The organism is Paenibacillus polymyxa (assembly GCF_018614975.1).
GTDB classification, from domain to species: domain Bacteria; phylum Bacillota; class Bacilli; order Paenibacillales; family Paenibacillaceae; genus Paenibacillus; species Paenibacillus polymyxa_E.
Map to the genome: position 1 here is coordinate 72009 of NZ_JAGGNR010000002.1, position 16188 is coordinate 88196.

At 38.6% G+C, this 16188-nt stretch carries 19 protein-coding genes; all 19 read right to left on the reverse strand.

Annotated features, from left to right (window positions below; all coding sequences use genetic code 11):
* Nucleotides 1-12: 12 nt before the first annotated feature.
* Nucleotides 13-240 (reverse strand): hypothetical protein, encoded by a 228-nt coding sequence (locus J7E78_RS00305; RefSeq protein WP_215074409.1) that lies wholly within the window; start codon nt 238-240, stop codon nt 13-15.
* Nucleotides 237-674 carry a polysaccharide deacetylase family protein gene (locus tag J7E78_RS29925; RefSeq protein ID WP_397330434.1) on the reverse strand — a complete coding sequence of 146 codons (438 nt, stop codon included), beginning with the start codon at nt 672-674 and terminating at the stop codon, nt 237-239. The genes J7E78_RS00305 and J7E78_RS29925 overlap by 4 nt, the downstream gene beginning before the upstream one ends.
* Nucleotides 598-1554, reverse strand: a complete 957-nt coding sequence (locus tag J7E78_RS00315; RefSeq protein WP_215074411.1) for an IS30 family transposase — start codon at nt 1552-1554, stop codon at nt 598-600. The genes J7E78_RS29925 and J7E78_RS00315 overlap by 77 nt, the downstream gene beginning before the upstream one ends.
* Before the next feature lie 104 nt (nt 1555-1658).
* Nucleotides 1659-2252 carry a polysaccharide deacetylase family protein gene (locus J7E78_RS00320; protein WP_215074412.1) on the reverse strand — a complete coding sequence of 198 codons (594 nt, stop codon included), beginning with the start codon at nt 2250-2252 and terminating at the stop codon, nt 1659-1661.
* 45 nt (nt 2253-2297) lie between these two features.
* Nucleotides 2298-3455, reverse strand: a complete 1158-nt coding sequence (locus J7E78_RS00325) for a DegT/DnrJ/EryC1/StrS family aminotransferase (RefSeq protein WP_215074413.1) — start codon at nt 3453-3455, stop codon at nt 2298-2300.
* Nucleotides 3456-3462: 7 nt separating this feature from the next.
* A complete protein-coding gene (locus J7E78_RS00330; RefSeq protein WP_215074443.1) occupies nt 3463-4101 on the reverse strand; it encodes an acetyltransferase in 639 nt (212 codons plus the stop codon).
* A gap of 55 nt (nt 4102-4156) precedes the next feature.
* Complete coding sequence (neuC, locus tag J7E78_RS00335) at nt 4157-5296, reverse strand: UDP-N-acetylglucosamine 2-epimerase (RefSeq protein WP_215074414.1); 1140 nt, start codon at nt 5294-5296, stop codon at nt 4157-4159.
* Nucleotides 5293-6321, reverse strand: a complete 1029-nt coding sequence (neuB, locus tag J7E78_RS00340; protein ID WP_215074415.1) for an N-acetylneuraminate synthase — start codon at nt 6319-6321, stop codon at nt 5293-5295. Before neuB ends, neuC begins: the two co-directional genes overlap by 4 nt.
* 50 nt (nt 6322-6371) lie before the next feature.
* The gene (locus tag J7E78_RS00345) at nt 6372-7073 is read right to left on the reverse strand and encodes an acylneuraminate cytidylyltransferase family protein (RefSeq protein ID WP_215074416.1); all 702 of its coding nucleotides are present in this window, start codon (nt 7071-7073) and stop codon (nt 6372-6374) included.
* On the reverse strand, nt 7070-8089 hold the full coding sequence (locus J7E78_RS00350) for a UDP-N-acetylglucosamine 4,6-dehydratase family protein (protein ID WP_215074417.1): 1020 nt from the start codon (nt 8087-8089) through the stop codon (nt 7070-7072). The genes J7E78_RS00345 and J7E78_RS00350 overlap by 4 nt, the downstream gene beginning before the upstream one ends.
* A 380-nt stretch (nt 8090-8469) precedes the next feature.
* On the reverse strand, nt 8470-8808 hold the full coding sequence (locus J7E78_RS00355; RefSeq protein WP_215074418.1) for a hypothetical protein: 339 nt from the start codon (nt 8806-8808) through the stop codon (nt 8470-8472).
* The gene (gene fliS, locus J7E78_RS00360; protein ID WP_215074419.1) at nt 8801-9193 is read right to left on the reverse strand and encodes a flagellar export chaperone FliS; all 393 of its coding nucleotides are present in this window, start codon (nt 9191-9193) and stop codon (nt 8801-8803) included. Before fliS ends, J7E78_RS00355 begins: the two co-directional genes overlap by 8 nt.
* 15 nt (nt 9194-9208) lie before the next feature.
* Nucleotides 9209-11044, reverse strand: a complete 1836-nt coding sequence (gene fliD / locus J7E78_RS00365) for a flagellar filament capping protein FliD (RefSeq protein ID WP_215074420.1) — start codon at nt 11042-11044, stop codon at nt 9209-9211.
* A 21-nt stretch (nt 11045-11065) separates the two neighbouring features.
* The gene (locus J7E78_RS00370) at nt 11066-11440 is read right to left on the reverse strand and encodes a flagellar protein FlaG (protein ID WP_215074421.1); all 375 of its coding nucleotides are present in this window, start codon (nt 11438-11440) and stop codon (nt 11066-11068) included.
* A gap of 91 nt (nt 11441-11531) precedes the next feature.
* A complete protein-coding gene (locus J7E78_RS00375; protein ID WP_215074422.1) occupies nt 11532-13340 on the reverse strand; it encodes a motility associated factor glycosyltransferase family protein in 1809 nt (602 codons plus the stop codon).
* A 108-nt stretch (nt 13341-13448) separates the two neighbouring features.
* Nucleotides 13449-14684, reverse strand: coding sequence for a flagellin N-terminal helical domain-containing protein (locus J7E78_RS00380; RefSeq protein WP_215074423.1), 1236 nt, complete (start codon nt 14682-14684; stop codon nt 13449-13451).
* Nucleotides 14685-14828: 144 nt separating this feature from the next.
* Nucleotides 14829-15074: a carbon storage regulator CsrA gene (gene csrA / locus J7E78_RS00385; protein WP_215074424.1), complete on the reverse strand. Its 246-nt coding sequence runs from the start codon at nt 15072-15074 to the stop codon at nt 14829-14831.
* A gap of 3 nt (nt 15075-15077) precedes the next feature.
* Nucleotides 15078-15560: a flagellar assembly protein FliW gene (locus J7E78_RS00390; protein WP_251034723.1), complete on the reverse strand. Its 483-nt coding sequence runs from the start codon at nt 15558-15560 to the stop codon at nt 15078-15080.
* 52 nt (nt 15561-15612) lie between these two features.
* Entirely contained in the window at nt 15613-16182 is a 570-nt protein-coding gene (locus J7E78_RS00395) for a DUF6470 family protein (protein ID WP_215074425.1), read from the reverse strand.
* Nucleotides 16183-16188 lie beyond the last annotated feature (6 nt).

Genomic DNA, 16188 nt, shown 5'->3' on the forward strand with positions numbered 1-16188 from the left:
GTGCTAATTGTGTTACATTGTTTGATGTAAATCGTAAATTCCCAAAAACTTTATTTTCTGCTCAATAACATGTTCAAAATACTCTTGCATAATTTCGCTCTTTTTGAAAAAATCATCTATTTGTCCAGGAAATACGGTATTGCATTCCTGTACTGCATATACTTGGTCACTTATCTCTGCTAAGGATTCAATTAAAGCAAGATGGCGCGGTTGATTTGAAGTAAATACTGTAATTTTCATTGTATTTTATACATCTCCTTTATAATGTTTGTATGATCTTCTCTAGGAAATTCATACTTAGTATAATGGTTCTCCACCATATTAGCCCGAAACCCCAAGTCAATTTGCAAATTCCCCAGAACAGAAATGGTGTCTTGATTGTAAGAATTGCAAGGGTGAGACATTGATTTTGGGGGAATGCCCAGTAACTTTTTAAGGTAATTATAGTTTTGAGTATATTCACTAATTTGCTGAGCTTCAGACAGTTTATTCATAGATGTCGGGTGAGAGTGAGAATGTAAACCAACAATATGTCCCTCTTCATGCAGCTGAATAAGATTCTCTTCATCCATCCAAAGTTTATTTTTCGACGGATTGTCAAACCAAGCGCGACAGTTCCTCTGTGAAAGATTCGTGAGCAGTTCTCCACCCCAAGCATTTTCGGGGCCTGTTATTGATTAAATTCAGGGAGTGGGCGAGATATTCATCCTCCACTTGTGCAAAATCGGTGCCCTTGGGGGGAAACTCTCGAAGTAATCCATTCCCATTTTCGTTGGAACCACGTTGCCAGGATGAATACGGGTCAGCAAAATAAACATGGAGGCCGTGGGTCGTCTCTAGATTGGCGTAGCAAGCAAACTCCTTCCCTCGGTCAGCGGTTGCGGTGAGGAAGGCCCCTTTCGGGTACTGTGAGATGGCTACACCAAGCGCAATCTCCATGGACAATGCGGTACGATCAGGCATGAGAATCGCGGTATATAGACGCGTTTTACGTTCAATGAGTGTAGCTACGCAACCTTTACTTTTCCCACGACCCGATACGACGGTATCCAGTTCCCAGTGCCCAAAGGTTTCACGGGAACGGACTTCTTTCGGACGATCTGAAATGGTTCTGCCAATGGCGAATTTACCGCGAGTTTCTGCGGGTTTCTGACGCTTCCCTTTGTGACGTAAGACCTGTAATGTACCTTGAACCAGACGTCCTGCGTAGATCCAGCGATAGATGGTTTTGAAGGAGACTACAAGCAGGCCATCAGCGCGGAAACGTTCGGTGATTTGTTCTGGAGACCATGTGGCCACAAGTTTTTCCTCCAGCGAAATAGCCAGGGAATTCGACCATTTCCCTGAAGGAACCGTGGCCTGACGACGTTCCTGATATGCATGCTGAGCTTGTTCTGCTTTGTAGGCTTCGGATGAAGCTGTGCGCGCTAATTCACGACAAATAGTCGAGGGATGTCTGCCCAGCTCCTTTGCAATCGCTCGTGAACTTTTGCCTTGCTGGTGGAGGATTTCTAGCTTGCTGCGTTCGATTATGCTAAGATGTGTGTAGCTCATGGTGGATTCTCCTTGTGTGAATGGTTGTTGTGGTGACTTCATTCTACACGAATCCGGCCATGGGCCCTTTTTTTATTTATTTCCAGTAGGTGTCGCACTTCATATTACAATCCGTCTTTCAAATTTAGTAGATCTACTTTATAATCCCTCAGCATGAGTTTCATAACATGATGGTATCGTTCTGGTCCTAAGACTTCATCTCGTATATATCTAAAAGTTCGATCATTATCAGTATAGAATGGGAAATCAGAAAGGTGTTGAGACGGAATAAAATTCTCCATTTCTTTTAAAATTTCATGTTTGTAGTCAGTAAGTTTAAGATAACTAAAAAACTCATTATAAAAATCATCAATGTCTTCAAAATTAGAAAAGCGAAAATATCGATAAACTTCTAACCATTCCAATTCTCCCTGAAAAGGAGAACTGTATACAAACCAAAAAGCTGTTATTCCATAATATTTAAAGACCGGATAAGCAACATCAAATTGACACTTTAATCCATCATCCAAAGTTATACACAAATCAGTTTCCTTAAGTTTGTTATTAACTGCTCTTTCATACCATTCATCTGCCGACAAAATATTCTTTCTACCTATATATTCTATCATTTTTTCCAATTGCTCATTTGAAATAGAGCCCTGCCCTTTAATATGCCTATCATTATGAAAATGATGAAACATAATTCCATGTGCTTTCATTAAATCATCCTTCTCTCAACTTCTCTGATGAACCTAAGAACCTACCTATAAATATGCCTTATTTATCGCATCGATAAATTGCATAATGACAAACTCTTGATTATTCTTAGTCATATTAGTATCAGAAGGGAGGCAAATGCCATAATTAAATAGTAATTTGCTCACATCCTGATTATCGTCATGGAAATAATAATCGGTACCCTCAAAAATCGGCTGCAAATGAAGTGGCTTCCATACAGGACGGGACTCAATATTGTTTTTTTCCAAATGATTAATAAGTGACTCGATAATATCATTTTTTTTATGGTTATGGACTATAGCTGTTGTTAACCAACGAGTTGAGTTTCCATAACTAGCTTCTGGCATAAAATTAAAACTATCAATATCAGAGAGACATCTAAAGTATCGCTCAAAAATCTCTCTTTTCTGTTCAATTCGCTCATTTAGTACTTTAAGCTGGCCACGGCCAATACCTGCGAGCACATTGCTTAACCGATAATTGTAACCAATCTGACTGTGTTGATAATGTTTAGCTATGTCCCTTGCTTGAGTAGCATAAAATCTTGCTTTATTCAAGCTCTCAACATCATCTGAAACAAGCATGCCCCCACCTGAAGTGGTTATGATTTTATTACCATTAAACGAGTACACACCAAACTTACCAATAGTTCCACTCATTTGCCCCTTATATGTAGCACCAAGAGATTCCGCAGCATCTTCAATAATAGGTACTTCGTACTCATCGCATATTTTTTTCAGTGAATCGTAGTCTGCGCTCTGCCCATACAAGTTCACTATAATGACCGCTTTGGGTTTCTGACCTTTATATGCATAAGCCTTCATGGCACGTTCCAAAGCAAGTGGAGACATATTCCAGCTATCAGGTTCAGAATCAATAAATACTGGTGTTGCTTTTTGGTATAAGATTGGATTGGCACTAGCGACAAAGGTCAAAGAAGAACAAAAAACAATGTCTCCTGCTTGTACATCAAGTAGCACTAAAGCCAAGTGGATAGCAGCCGTTCCGGAACTTAAAGCGACGGCTCCAGCACTACCAACATAATCAGCCAGTTCCTGTTCAAAAGCATCTATGTTAGGCCCGAGTGGTGCAACCCAGTTACTTGTAAATGCTTCATTGATATATCGTTGTTCCAACCCGCTCATATGGGGAGAGGCCAAATAAATACGATTTCGCTCTGTCATGTGCTTTTCATCCCTTGCTTTTGAAATGTTTATTGATTTTGGCTGGGCACCCTACAGCAACTACTTGCTCAGGAAGACTATGAATAACAACAGCCCCTGCCCCCACAATAGTCCCTCTACCAACCTTAACTTGTGGTACTATACTCGCACCAATCCCGACATGAGCAGAACAACCAATCTCCACACCACCAGCCAGATGAACACCTGGTGACAAATGGACGAAATCGCCTATAAGACAATCATGATCAACAGTAGCAGCAGTATTCACAATAACATGTCTACCTATCTGAGCATCAGCATTAATTACTGTATTAGCCATAATAACGGATCCATCGCCTATGACAACATTAGATCCTATAATGGCGGTTGAGTGTATCGCTTTTCCAAATTGAACATTGCTCTGTTCAAAAATGTTGGCTAGTTTGACTCTTGTAGCATTATGTCCAATTGCTATGATATAGAGGCTTTGTGGATACTTAAGGTTAATCTTTTCTAGCTGGTCTAATCCACCGAGCAACGGGATTCCCCTCCAATCGCTACCTCTCTTATGATCATCCATAACTCCAATGATTTTTTCACCACATGAATGCAGGTTATCTAGCACTACCTTTCCGTGACCACCCGTACCAAAGATAATATAGCCCAGAAAAAGACCTCCCTATTCATGCTAAAATACAAATACCACGAAGAGCCCTTCTCAATTAATACGTAATTGTTTTCTGAATCAGTTGTTCAGTCCAACTAATATTTCTGAGAATATTGACAATAACGCTGCTTGTATTCTCTTTAGCATATACATTTTTTGTTTCAGAGATAACTTTCTGAAATTCTTGCGAATTTGCTTTTTCCAGCGCTTTTTGAAGCTCAATATCGTCCTCCGGGATGTCAATCACGTTAAATGACCGCTCTCTGCGCCCTTGTCGTACACCAATGTTAATAACTGGTTTATTAAATGAGGCAGCTTCAATGATTCCAGACGATGAGTTCCCTACTAAAATCTTTGCATGCTTCAGCATCACCAGATAATCCAACGGCTCAAAATTGGTTATAAGATGAACATCAGGATTTACGACAAACTGATTATAAATATCAACAAGTGCGTCTGATCCTGCATCTGAGTTAGGCATGATACATATAATCTCGTATCCCTGGTTCAACAACATCTGCAGCATCCTAGCCAGCATCTGCAAATTTGTTGATTGGGTAGTGACAGGATGGTATGCAAATAAAACATATTTATTTTTCAGGTGAATATTGTATTTATTTGCGGTTTGCTCATAGTCAGGAAGGACAGTATTCATTATCGTTTCAATTCTTGGAGCCCCTACGACATGAACTCTCCATGGATCCTCACCAAGTCTAATTAATCTTTCTTCACTCTTTTCAGTAGCGACCAGATGTATATGTGCCAATTTGCTGATCGCGTGGCGAACGGATTCATCTATAGTGCCTGTCACTTCCCCCCCGTGCAGGTGGACGAGAGGAATATTAGTATGAGAAGCCACAATAGCTGCCGCAAGCATTTCTCCCCGATCTCCCAACACTACAACCACATCTGGCTGAATGGTTTCCAGCGCTTGAGTCATTCCGATAATAGCCAATCCTATAGAACGAGACATGTTGGCATGTGAGGAGCCTTGTAGCAGACAATCCACCTGTGCTGAGATTTGAAACCCATCTTGTCTTATCTGTTCTACGGTATTACCAAACTGTGGAGACAAATGCATGCCCGTTACTAAAAGATGCAGATCAAGGGTTTCTTCTGCATTAATTGCTTTTAAAACAGGATAATAAATGCCATAGTCTGCTCGGGTTCCGGTAACCACTACAATTTTTTTCATCGTAAATCTTCCCATGATAATAATTGATCTTCAACAATATCCCTAGTGAGTTGCTTACCTATGAATTCAGTATAAAATTTAGGTTCAATTCCTGTTCCAGGACGCTTAATATGGATATCTTTTTCTTGAAGTGTGTCGCCAGCTTGTAATGATCGGCCTGCAACAAGACTTTTCCTCGCAACTGCCTTAGTACTTTCTTCAGATGGCATACAACGCTTAATTCCATTACCCAGTACCTTTTCCACTCTTCGAATGGCCTCGATCATAGTAGCAAACTCTGATGGCTCTAAAGATGCTTGGTGATCCGGGCCAGGAAGGCTACGATCCAATGTAAAGTGCTTTTCTATAATCTTTGCCCCCATTGCTACAGCAGCAACAGCCACTTCAATACCATCTGTATGGTCGGAGTAACCGGTGATTCTGCCAAATTCATCCGCCATTGCTTTCATTGCAAGTAGGTTAACGTCCTCCAAGGGGGCAGGGTAATCTGATGTACAATGGAGCAAAGAAACATTACTTTTTGTAAAAATTTTCATTGATTCCCTTATCTCATTCATATCAGACATACCAGTAGAAAGTATAATTGGCCGGCCGTACTGATTAAGTTGCTGGAGAAAGGGAGTATTATTTAAATCGCCAGAGCTGACTTTAAAAGCATTTACTTCAATAGAATCTAAAAATTGAGCACTTTCCTCATCAAAAGGGGTTGAAAGAAAATCAATTCCTTTCTTGTCACAGTAATTTTTGATATTTATAAATTCGGAATGACTTAACTCCAATTTTTGCAGCATCTCCAATTGGCTGCCTGAAATTCCTGTGTTTTCAGCTTGGTAGGCTGCCTTTTGAGCATGCCTAGTTACTAATTTTTTACTGTCAAACGTTTGGAACTTAACTGCGTCTGCCCCGCATATCGCAGCTTGGTCCACACACTGAAGCGCACGTTCCAAATTTCCATTGTGATTCACCCCTACTTCTGCAATAATATACACCGAACCAGCGTTGATTTTTGATAAATATTTGCCCATTCATGTATACTTCCTCTCTATCAAATGGATACATCGTTATATGAATTATATTACACTCGATTTTGCATAAGAAATTCTGCCCACTTCAAATCCATTTCATCATCAATATCTACAGATCGCTCTTTTGGCATGATATAGCCAATATTATTTGGGCCTACCATCAAGTTTTCAATCATCAGCAGATCTCTTTTAATTATATATATTGCTCCATTTAACATGTAAAGTTCAGGCAACTCTTGCCTTCTAAGGTTTCCAGCTTGATCTTTCAAATAAGGTTGAATTATTCCCTGATTCCATTCCCTTAAAAGATAGGGATGAGTATCGGCTAACGTAATACTTTGTAATGAATCTGCCTTATGGGTTATAAATAATTGGTACGCCTCACGAATATCGTAATCATTTCGCAAAGGAGAGGTAGGCTGAAGCAACATAATGTATTGGAAATGATGATTCTGCTTAAGCTCATAAAAATGAACCGCATGTTTTAATACATCAATACTCGCTGCTTCATCAGTAGCCAGTTCTACCGGACGAAGAAAAGGAACATCAGCCCCAGCCAACTTTGCTATTCTTGCTATTTCATCGTTGTCTGTAGACACTAATACTCCATCCATACATCCGCTTTTAAGAGCAGCTTCAATGGTATATTCGATTAACGGATTTCCGCCTAAACTTCTTATGTTTTTTTGAAGCAAGCCTTTCGACCCCCCCCTTGCAGGGATCACCGCCAGACATTTAGCTGTTTTATTCATAACACAACTTTTGAAAAGCCTAGACCACTGGCTTCAATAAGTTCTCTAATTTCTACTGTATAAATTTGCTTAGCTGTTTTGGAGGAATATTCTTGACGCTCTGCTTTTCTAAAACCTTCGTAGTGATACTCCTTTTCCAGAAATAAAGACGGAATAATATACATTTGTTCATTTTCCAAAGCTCTTTCCGATTCTTCCAGGGTCATAAGCTCTTCATATAATTTTTCTCCAGGTCGAATACCCGTTTCAATCACCTCACCGGAATACCTTAGAGCTCCCGCTTGTTCATATGATTCAATCAGACACTTTGCCAGGTCTGTGATTTTGAGGATTGGCATTTTAAGTACAAATACCTCACCGCCTTGAGAGTATTTCGCAGCATCGATAACCAATTGAGCAGCTTGTGGAATGGACATCATAAATCTCGTCATTTCCGCATGTGTGACCGTTAATGGTCTCCCCTCAACAATCTGATTCTTGAACAATGGAATAACCGAACCCCTAGAACCCATTACATTTCCGAAACGAACACAAGAGAATATAGTTCGTTTGCTACCCTTATAGAAAATCGCAGCCGAAATCAGTTTTTCAGACAATAGTTTGGTCGCTCCCATTGTGCTTGTGGGATTAACAACTTTATCTGTACTAATAGCGATGACCTTCTCAACATTGTGATCAATAGCTGTTTCGATTATATTTTGTACACCAATAACATTCGTTTTGATGGCTTCCATCGGATTGTACTCACAAGAAGGAACATGTTTTAAAGCAGCTGCATGAAAAATTATATCCACATCTTCCATGGCATATCCAAGCCTCTGTTTATCTCTAATATCTCCAATTAAATATCTTATATTTCCAAATTCTTTAAGTTCCTGTTGTAATTCAAATTGCTTACTTTCATCTCTACTGAAAATTCGTATTGCTTTTGGACGGTAGGTCAATAAATTTCGCACAATTTCACTGCCTATTGATCCGGTTCCCCCAGTAACTAATATTACTTTGTTATTAAACATACTGTTAACCTCCAGTCCAATTTACGTGCTATTTATCAATCTGTTTTTTTATATGAACTAGGGTACTAATAATGTACAAACACACCATTTTTCGTACATTCCTTCACTAGTCAATTTTAAAGAAGTTTCAATGATTGAAAATATTGAAGTATTTAGATAAATCCAGGCTGATTCTCATATATTAAAGTGTTGTGTACATTTTAGTCTACATCCATGAAACTTTTTTTATTTCACACAATAAGGTGCCAGACTTCGTATCACAGTCATTAGATTAAATACTTTACTATCATATATCGGTTTAAAACAACCTTCTATGAATCTTTAGAGTAAAAACCCTCTCAGTGTATAACCTGAGAGGGTTTCTTTTAATAATATTTCTATCATTTCCTACGATCCATAAGTATGCTACCCGGGGAGAGATTAGATTCATACGCACTACGCTGAGTTGCCGCTTGCCTACGATTATACAACCATTCCTGAGCTTCGAGGCGGAGTGTTTCCATTCTCCCCAGTATAGTTGGATCCAATTCCAGTACTCGTTTAATTCTATTCTTTTGATTTTCAGTAGATACTTCTTTATTTAGTAACGCCACATTAATGAGATCAATAATGGATTGTCTCTTTGTAATAAACTCTTCTATTTCCTCGTAAGAGCATATTTCGATACTATCCATAAATGAAATGGTTAACTCTTCTAATTGTTCGATATAATTATCCATTAGCAGTTTCCGCTTGACCTAATGCTATTTTATTGGCCTGAATCCAAGTCTCACGTAACTCAACTAAATAACTTAAAGCTTCTTCTATTTTTTGTTGATCTTTACGTATATTCGCCTCAATAAGCAGATAGTTGGTGTATTCATAAAGAGAGTACAAATTCTTTGATATTTCATAATCAAAATTAAGCGTGCCCATCAATTCACTGACAATAGATTGAGCTTTACCAAGATTGGTACTTGTCTTTTCATGATCATGTTGCTGCAGGCCTTGGAGCGCAGTTTTGATAAACCTTATAGCACCATCATACAGCATAACAACAAGTTGGGCTGGAGTTGAAGTTTGGACTGCTGATTGCTTGTATTTATTGTAAGGAGAATTAATCAATTCGCTCACCTCTAACTATGAATTCGAGCCCAGACTTGATAACAAACTGGAAGACTGGGAATTTAATTTGCTAATTGCCTGTTCCATTGCAGTAAATTGTTTGTAATATCTATTTTCAGCAATAGTAAGATTTTTCAGCATTGTATCCATACGGCTATCATATGACTTTAGTTCACGTCCCATAACACTCTCAGGTTTATAAGCTCCTGTTACTGAACCGGAAAAACGGTCAGTACCCGCACGGTCAGAGATCATATTGATTGAACTACTAACTTTCTCAGCGAGCTTATCAAAAATCCCCGTAGAAGGAGAACTTACTGGCCCTTGAAATAGATCCAATATTTTTTGAGGATTATCAGAGATGGCCTTCTTCAATTTAGACTCATCCAGTATAAGTTTACCTTCATCATAATACTTACCCGTTGTTATCCCCATAGCACTAAGATCACCCAAATTTGCGGTGATGATCATCCTCATCTGCGAAACCGTCGATGTCAAAATATCATCATTTTTCAGCAAACCACTTTGTGATTTTTCTGTCCAGGCTTTGATATCAGCGTCTTTCATTTCCTTCTTTTGCTCATCTGTAAGTGGTGCAAAATTACGATATTTAGCTTCACTCGTTTTGGTATTCAATGTACTGAGTAAAGAATTATAATCTTCAATGAATCCTTTAACAGTTTCCAAAACATTATCTGGATTTCTCTGAGTTGTTATATTAACGGTCTCCCCAGATGGGGTCGTTGAGAGCAAATTGAATGTAATTCCATTTAATATGAAGTTGTTGCTATCTTTCTCAACATCTATTCCGTTAATATTTAATTTTGCATTTTCACCCGATTTGAAATTTTGCTCACCTTTAAACAGCGCCAGTAACGTATTATCACCTGTATCGGTTCCAAGTTTAATTGGAGTTCCATCTTTGGAGGTTAAGACTAGTTTCCCAGACTTCTCATCAAAACTTGCTGTTGCATTTGCACCTGTACGAGCCGAGATTTCTGTTATAACATCAGCGATGGATTTAGAACCTGCAAAGCTGAAAGTTTCATTGTTAATTTTGAGAGAAAAAGGTTCAGCGGCTCCAGTCAGGTCAGATAATTTAGTGCTTCCCAAAAAACCTGAACCCGCGCCATTGGTCTCGATAACTGTTTTATTAGTTGGTGTACCACCAAATAAATTAATAACAGAATTTGAACCAGTATTACCTCCGATATCTACCTTACCAGCAGGGCCACTTGTCTTAGAACGAATGATCAACTGGCCTGTTAATTCGTCATAACTTGCATTGACATTCGCTTTGGTATTAGAGTTAATTGTAGAAATCATACTTGAAATTGATGTAAGACCATTGAATAATGGCTTTCCATTATCATCTTTGAAACTTACACCATTGATGACTAGATCGAAACCTTTATCAAGATAATCCTTACGGTCAGTTTCACTCATCCCTGCTAAATTAACACCGTCAACTTCTGCAAGAGTAGAAGTACCTTTATAAGTCTTATCCGTACCTGTAGTTTGCACGGTAGCACTTGTTGCAAGTTTTGATATTTGTACTTTCATATCAATCCCATTTGCATCAGCAGTGGCGTCTGCTTTAAGTGCATCCGTATTCCCCGTTACAACAGCTTTATTCGCGTTCAGTGCTGAATCCTTACCATACTTGTCCGTTAGTTTATTAAAACGGAAATCATAGAGCTTGCTATTTATCTCCCGATAGCTGTCACGCTTCCATTCTACCAATTGTTTATTTTGGGTAATTTTATCGTACGAAGCACGTTTTGCAGTCATCATACTTTTCACAAGACTATCTATATCCATACCTGAAAAACCATTAATACGAGTCACCATAATCACTTTTCCCCCTTAGATTCAGATTTTTTCATCAATAAGAATACCAGCAATTTCCATCATTTTAGCTACTAAGTCTAGCGTTTTTTCAGGTGGGATCTCACGAATTAACTCTCCAGTTTCTCTGTTCAATACTTTCACCATAATATCATGTGTCTTTTCGTGAACACTAATTTCCAACGAAGTTTGTGGCCCTTCTAAAGACTTGATTGCCCGCTCTATTGTTTTAACAAGTTGTTCATTCACTACAGAATTCTGAACCACTGAGGTCTTCAATTCTTTAGGGTTAGAGACCGAAGGACCCGATTGTGCAGTCAACGAATGCTGATCGTTGTATTCAGAGTTATGCTGTCTGCTTATAGTAGTATTTGCCGTTAATGATAATTCTATATTCATGAATGCCCGCCTCCACAATAATTAATGTTATTATGTTTATCTTATCGGTATATTCTCAAAGTTCCATTAGGTAATTTTTGTATACTCCCCTTTATTCAATCTCCAATTGGTTTTCTAACACTGTTATAATTTCCGAGAGAACAAGTAGGCTTGTTTTCACAAATTCGATTTGAATTTCCCTGTTCTTGCTTAAATTATCTGCTGATAGGAATTGCTCTATCTCGAACAATCTCCACACACTAGTAATCAAAACGGCTTGTAAATTATGACGTAAAAGCCAGTTACTCATTAGCTCTCCAAAGAGAACATCAGTCTTTTCTAATATTTTTAACGACTTCAAAAGTTGAGATTGAGAACGTTGTTTGTGAATGACTAGTTGTTGGAGATTTCTAAGTTGTTTTTTTAATTTCATTTCTTTTTCTTTGAAATTCCCCAATTCTCCCTTTAAGCTATTTTTAATTTGGTTAATATCTACAGAATAATTATTAATTCCCTTTAACTCCTGAGAAACGTTCAATAAGTAAGAACTGGGGCCACAATATTGGTCATACACTTCTTTCAAACTCATCTGCGATGTATGATTGATCAAAGCCCCACCTTCTGTTGCATTAATAACATTTAGCTGTTTTGTATATATTTCTGTTTCAAACCAATTACGGAATGCATTCCATGTGTCAGTTGTCGCAACATCGCCGCCACTATACCCTTTTGTAAACACTTTCTTGGCCACACCATCAGCGCTTATAGGTTTCTGATCATAAATAGTATTGCTGGCATGAGTTTCCGCCAAAGAATTTCCATATGCAAGATCCTGTCCAACAAGAACAATAGGCGAAGCTCCTAGATGCTCAGCAAATCCAAAAGCAATATGTGCACAAGATAATCCAATGCTAATTGAATTATCCTGCGTTAGATTTAACATTTCTTTAAGCCAGTTATACTCTCCAACGTTTTCACGAATTGGAATAATCACTTCGCCTTTAAATTCTTCGAATATTTCCGGATAAACTAGTAGGGGGGCAACTAATGTAACTTCAGATGGATATGACTTATCCTTATAAAAATAGGAATAGGTTAATTCACCTCTTTCAATTGAGCAGATAAAGTCAGGTACAATCCCTTCTTTACACAATCTGTCAGCAATCGTATCAACCGCAACAATAACTGCCTTACCTATAAATTTTCTCAATTCTTTTATATTTTTATTAAGTGACGGGCCAGCTGCTACAACAATAGCAGGCATATCTTTAAACAAATCTTTTAATTGAGAAACATCCTTCGAACGCGCGAGATTTTTAACATTTAACATATTTTGTTTGAATCCTAGTAAACTATCGTCTACAGAGTTTCCATACAATGTCGTTTTATATTGAGCCACTTCTTTAATTTGTTTAACAACTAAAATACAAGAATCGACATCAAAATCCCGGTAATAAGTGGTGAAATAAAATTTAATGTTTTTAAGATAAAAAATCAGACTGGTAGAGAACATACGTTCCAAAAACATAGGCATACTGCTCAAATCATCAGCAAAAAGAATCACGTTCGAAAATTGGATAAAAGAAAGCTCTTCTTCGTTCAGAACGTGATTAAAAAATGAGAAACTCGGTTCTATAATGATCAGAAAAGACTCTTTGCTCATACTTTGAATTAATTGCTTAAGTTCTGAAACTGAGTATAGACCTATAGCAAAGATGAGTTCTTTCTTTAATACATTTGGTAAAAAGGTAGCATCAAAGCTATTCTTCAAATATATTATTTGGTTATTCACTTCAATTAGATCCCCTTTATCCGGATCTTTCTCATAGAGGTTAAAAGAAATATCATTGTTTTTGGGCTCACCAATCCAATGTAACTTGTTCATAGATAAAATATTAATATTTTCTTCAATTAATTTCACTGCATTTTCTCCTTAATTGCATATTTAAAAATAACCCATTATATATCAAACTATAAAAATAAAGCCCCACAGAAAGTGGGGCACATGTATTGAATGAGCTTAAACAAATTATCTAAGCAGTTGAAGCACGCCTTGTGGTTGTTGATTAGCTTGAGCCAACATAGCTTGGGAAGCTTGTGCCAAAATGTTATTTTTGGTTTGTTCCATCATTTCTTTAGCCATGTCAACGTCACGGATACGTGATTCAGCTGCAGTCAAGTTCTCGGAAGCTGTTCCCAAGTTATTGATTGTGTGCTCCAAACGGTTTTGTACAGCACCCAGTTTAGAACGTTCAGTGGATACTTTTTGTGTTGCTACGTCAATGACTTTAATAGCGACATCAGCTTGAGCTTGAGTAGAAATTTGCAACCCTTTTACACCCAATGCTGAAGTACCCATATCATTAATTGAAAGGTTCATTGATTGGCCTGTGTTTGCACCAATTTGGAATGTTGCCGTTCCATCGGTACGAACGTTAGCAGCTGCTGTTGTCTCAGTGAACGAAGAGAGTGCATTCGTAGCAGAAGTACGAGCATTACCACTTGAATCTTTAACGGAAATTGTGAGTCCATTTACCGCGCCAGTTGTTCCTGTAGTACCTGCTGTGACAACAAGTTTACCTGCACTAATAGTAAGTGCAGAATCAGCACCATCCAAATCAGCAATGTCTGAAGTACTAGTTACTGTGATATCCGTGTTAACAGTCGTGCCATCCTTAACATAAGATACAGTAATCGTGTCGCCACTCTTGATTCCAAGGCTGTTACCATTTTTATCAGTAAGATTAGTTAAAAGCGTAGTATCCGCAGTTAAAGCAGCACCTGCAGAGTTTTTAATAGCAGCATTCTCATTAATGTTTGCTACAGCAGTATTAACTGCACTACCCATGGAACCATCAAGCAGGTTTTTAGTATTGAATTGAGTAGTCGATTGGATACGATCGATCTCTTTATTCAATTGATCCATCTCATCTTGCAGGTTTTTACGGTCGCCAGAAGTATTCGTATCGTTACCCGATTGAACTGCGAGTTCGCGCATACGTTGCAGGATGGAGTGAGTTTCGTTCAGTGCACCCTCAGCAGTTTGGATCAAAGAGATACCATCTTGCGAGTTACGGGATGCTTGATCCAAACCACGGATTTGACCGCGCATTTTTTCGGAAATTGCCAATCCAGCAGCATCGTCACCAGCACGGTTGATGCGAAGACCAGAAGACAACTTCTCGATGTTTTTGTTCGTGTTAGTAGTGTTAGTAGACAGTTGACGGTGAGTGTTCAACGCCGCGATATTGTGATTAATAATCATTTGATATTTCCTCCCTGAAAATAAGTTAGTTCCACATCCTTGTGGTAAACGCCGCGACATTAAGGTCGGCCGCCCTGCCGAAGCAGCGTCTAAATAATATATCGACAGGAGAGGAGCAACTGTTTATAGCAAATTGGAATTTTTTTATTCTTTTTTAGTACTATCGTTTCGCAAGCGTTCCATAAACGCTTCAACGTTGGCTGCTAGAGGTGTTGCAGACTCACGATTTGCTTCCTGAATGGATGTATAAATCTCCTGTCGGAATATATCAATATGCTTGGGTGCAGAGATACCTATTCGAACCGTATCACCTTCTACAGCAAGTACAGTCACCTCAATATGATCCTGGATGACGATGGACTCTCCCTTTTTACGTGATAGTACCAGCATATGTCAAACGCCACCTTTCTCTGATTTCGCTTCATCTTCTGCCCAGATAAGATGACGTGTATCGTAGCTGGTTTGATGGAGTACAACCTGCTTGCCCACCCGGTGTTCGGGATTAAGTACAACAGGTGCAAGAAGGTTCATGGTAGATTTATTCGTTTGGGAATGGATTGTAACCATAGAGTACACTGATACTTGGTCAATGATTCCCATCTCTTCCTTGTCTATCTCGCTCAGCTCAAAACTATAATCGGACACAAACGTAAATGGACTTACCAACAAGAACGATAAATTCGGCTCTCGTACGGACTGTAAATAAATGAACGGCGTTTCTTCCCACGGAATTAACGCAAACTCTGTCTCTTCTTCAAATCCAGGCAAACCTTTGGGAAACTGATATACGTCTTCTCCACTAATCTCTACTTCTCCCCACGTACTTGTATGAATAATAATAACGAACGCCTCCTTGGCGAATAATAAATTATACAAAAAGAGCCATAGAGGGCTGCATCCGAGACCGTCTATAGCTCTACATTATAACTCACAACCCCACATCTATGGCAGGTGGAGTGTATTGAACTGATGCATATTGTTTCACATAGATATCCAACTTACCTCTTTGATACTCAATTTCCGGTTTATTCACTACAACATTCATTTCGGAGACAGCTGATTCATAACTGATATCTGGCGGCCTTGTATCAATTTGAATATCTACGTTATCAAATGATGCAGGAGTCCTTGTTTCTGGAAAAGGCTTTGGTTGCCAATCCATACCAATAATATTAGCTATCGTATTGCTCGGTTTATGAATAGCAGCCAACTGATTTCCCTGTTGAACGCGTTCAGCCATGTTTTGCAAAAACTGTTGTTCAATGCCTGAGTAAATTCGGGCATTCAGGTCAATCATATTGCCACCATTGTAGGCAGAGAAAGCCTTGCTCTGATCTACATGAAGAGTGATTGGGTGACTCTCCACTGTAAGCTTGGCAGGTTTAGTGTTTAGCTGAACTTCTGCCTTAGGCTGACGAATAGAGTACTGACCAGGATTAGTCTCCATATTTAGGATAGAAGGTGTAGTTCTAATCTGAACTACAGGAAGCGTCTTCATGATTTA

Coding starts and splice junctions, on each gene's coding strand:
- J7E78_RS00325 (WP_215074413.1), bottom strand. CDS start 3,455: ATGACAGAGCGAAATCGTATTTATTTGGCCTCTCCCCATATGAGCGGG.
- J7E78_RS00395 (WP_215074425.1), bottom strand. CDS start 16,182: ATGAAGACGCTTCCTGTAGTTCAGATTAGAACTACACCTTCTATCCTA.
- J7E78_RS00370 (WP_215074421.1), bottom strand. CDS start 11,440: ATGAATATAGAATTATCATTAACGGCAAATACTACTATAAGCAGACAG.
- J7E78_RS00380 (WP_215074423.1), bottom strand. CDS start 14,684: ATGATTATTAATCACAATATCGCGGCGTTGAACACTCACCGTCAACTG.
- J7E78_RS00315 (WP_215074411.1), bottom strand. CDS start 1,554: ATGAGCTACACACATCTTAGCATAATCGAACGCAGCAAGCTAGAAATC.
- J7E78_RS00345 (WP_215074416.1), bottom strand. CDS start 7,073: ATGAATAAAACAGCTAAATGTCTGGCGGTGATCCCTGCAAGGGGGGGG.
- J7E78_RS00350 (WP_215074417.1), bottom strand. CDS start 8,089: ATGTTTAATAACAAAGTAATATTAGTTACTGGGGGAACCGGATCAATA.
- J7E78_RS00320 (WP_215074412.1), bottom strand. CDS start 2,252: ATGAAAGCACATGGAATTATGTTTCATCATTTTCATAATGATAGGCAT.
- J7E78_RS00355 (WP_215074418.1), bottom strand. CDS start 8,808: ATGGATAATTATATCGAACAATTAGAAGAGTTAACCATTTCATTTATG.
- J7E78_RS00305 (WP_215074409.1), bottom strand. CDS start 240: ATGAAAATTACAGTATTTACTTCAAATCAACCGCGCCATCTTGCTTTA.
- fliD (WP_215074420.1), bottom strand. CDS start 11,044: ATGGTGACTCGTATTAATGGTTTTTCAGGTATGGATATAGATAGTCTT.
- neuB (WP_215074415.1), bottom strand. CDS start 6,321: ATGGGCAAATATTTATCAAAAATCAACGCTGGTTCGGTGTATATTATT.
- csrA (WP_215074424.1), bottom strand. CDS start 15,074: ATGCTGGTACTATCACGTAAAAAGGGAGAGTCCATCGTCATCCAGGAT.
- neuC (WP_215074414.1), bottom strand. CDS start 5,296: ATGAAAAAAATTGTAGTGGTTACCGGAACCCGAGCAGACTATGGCATT.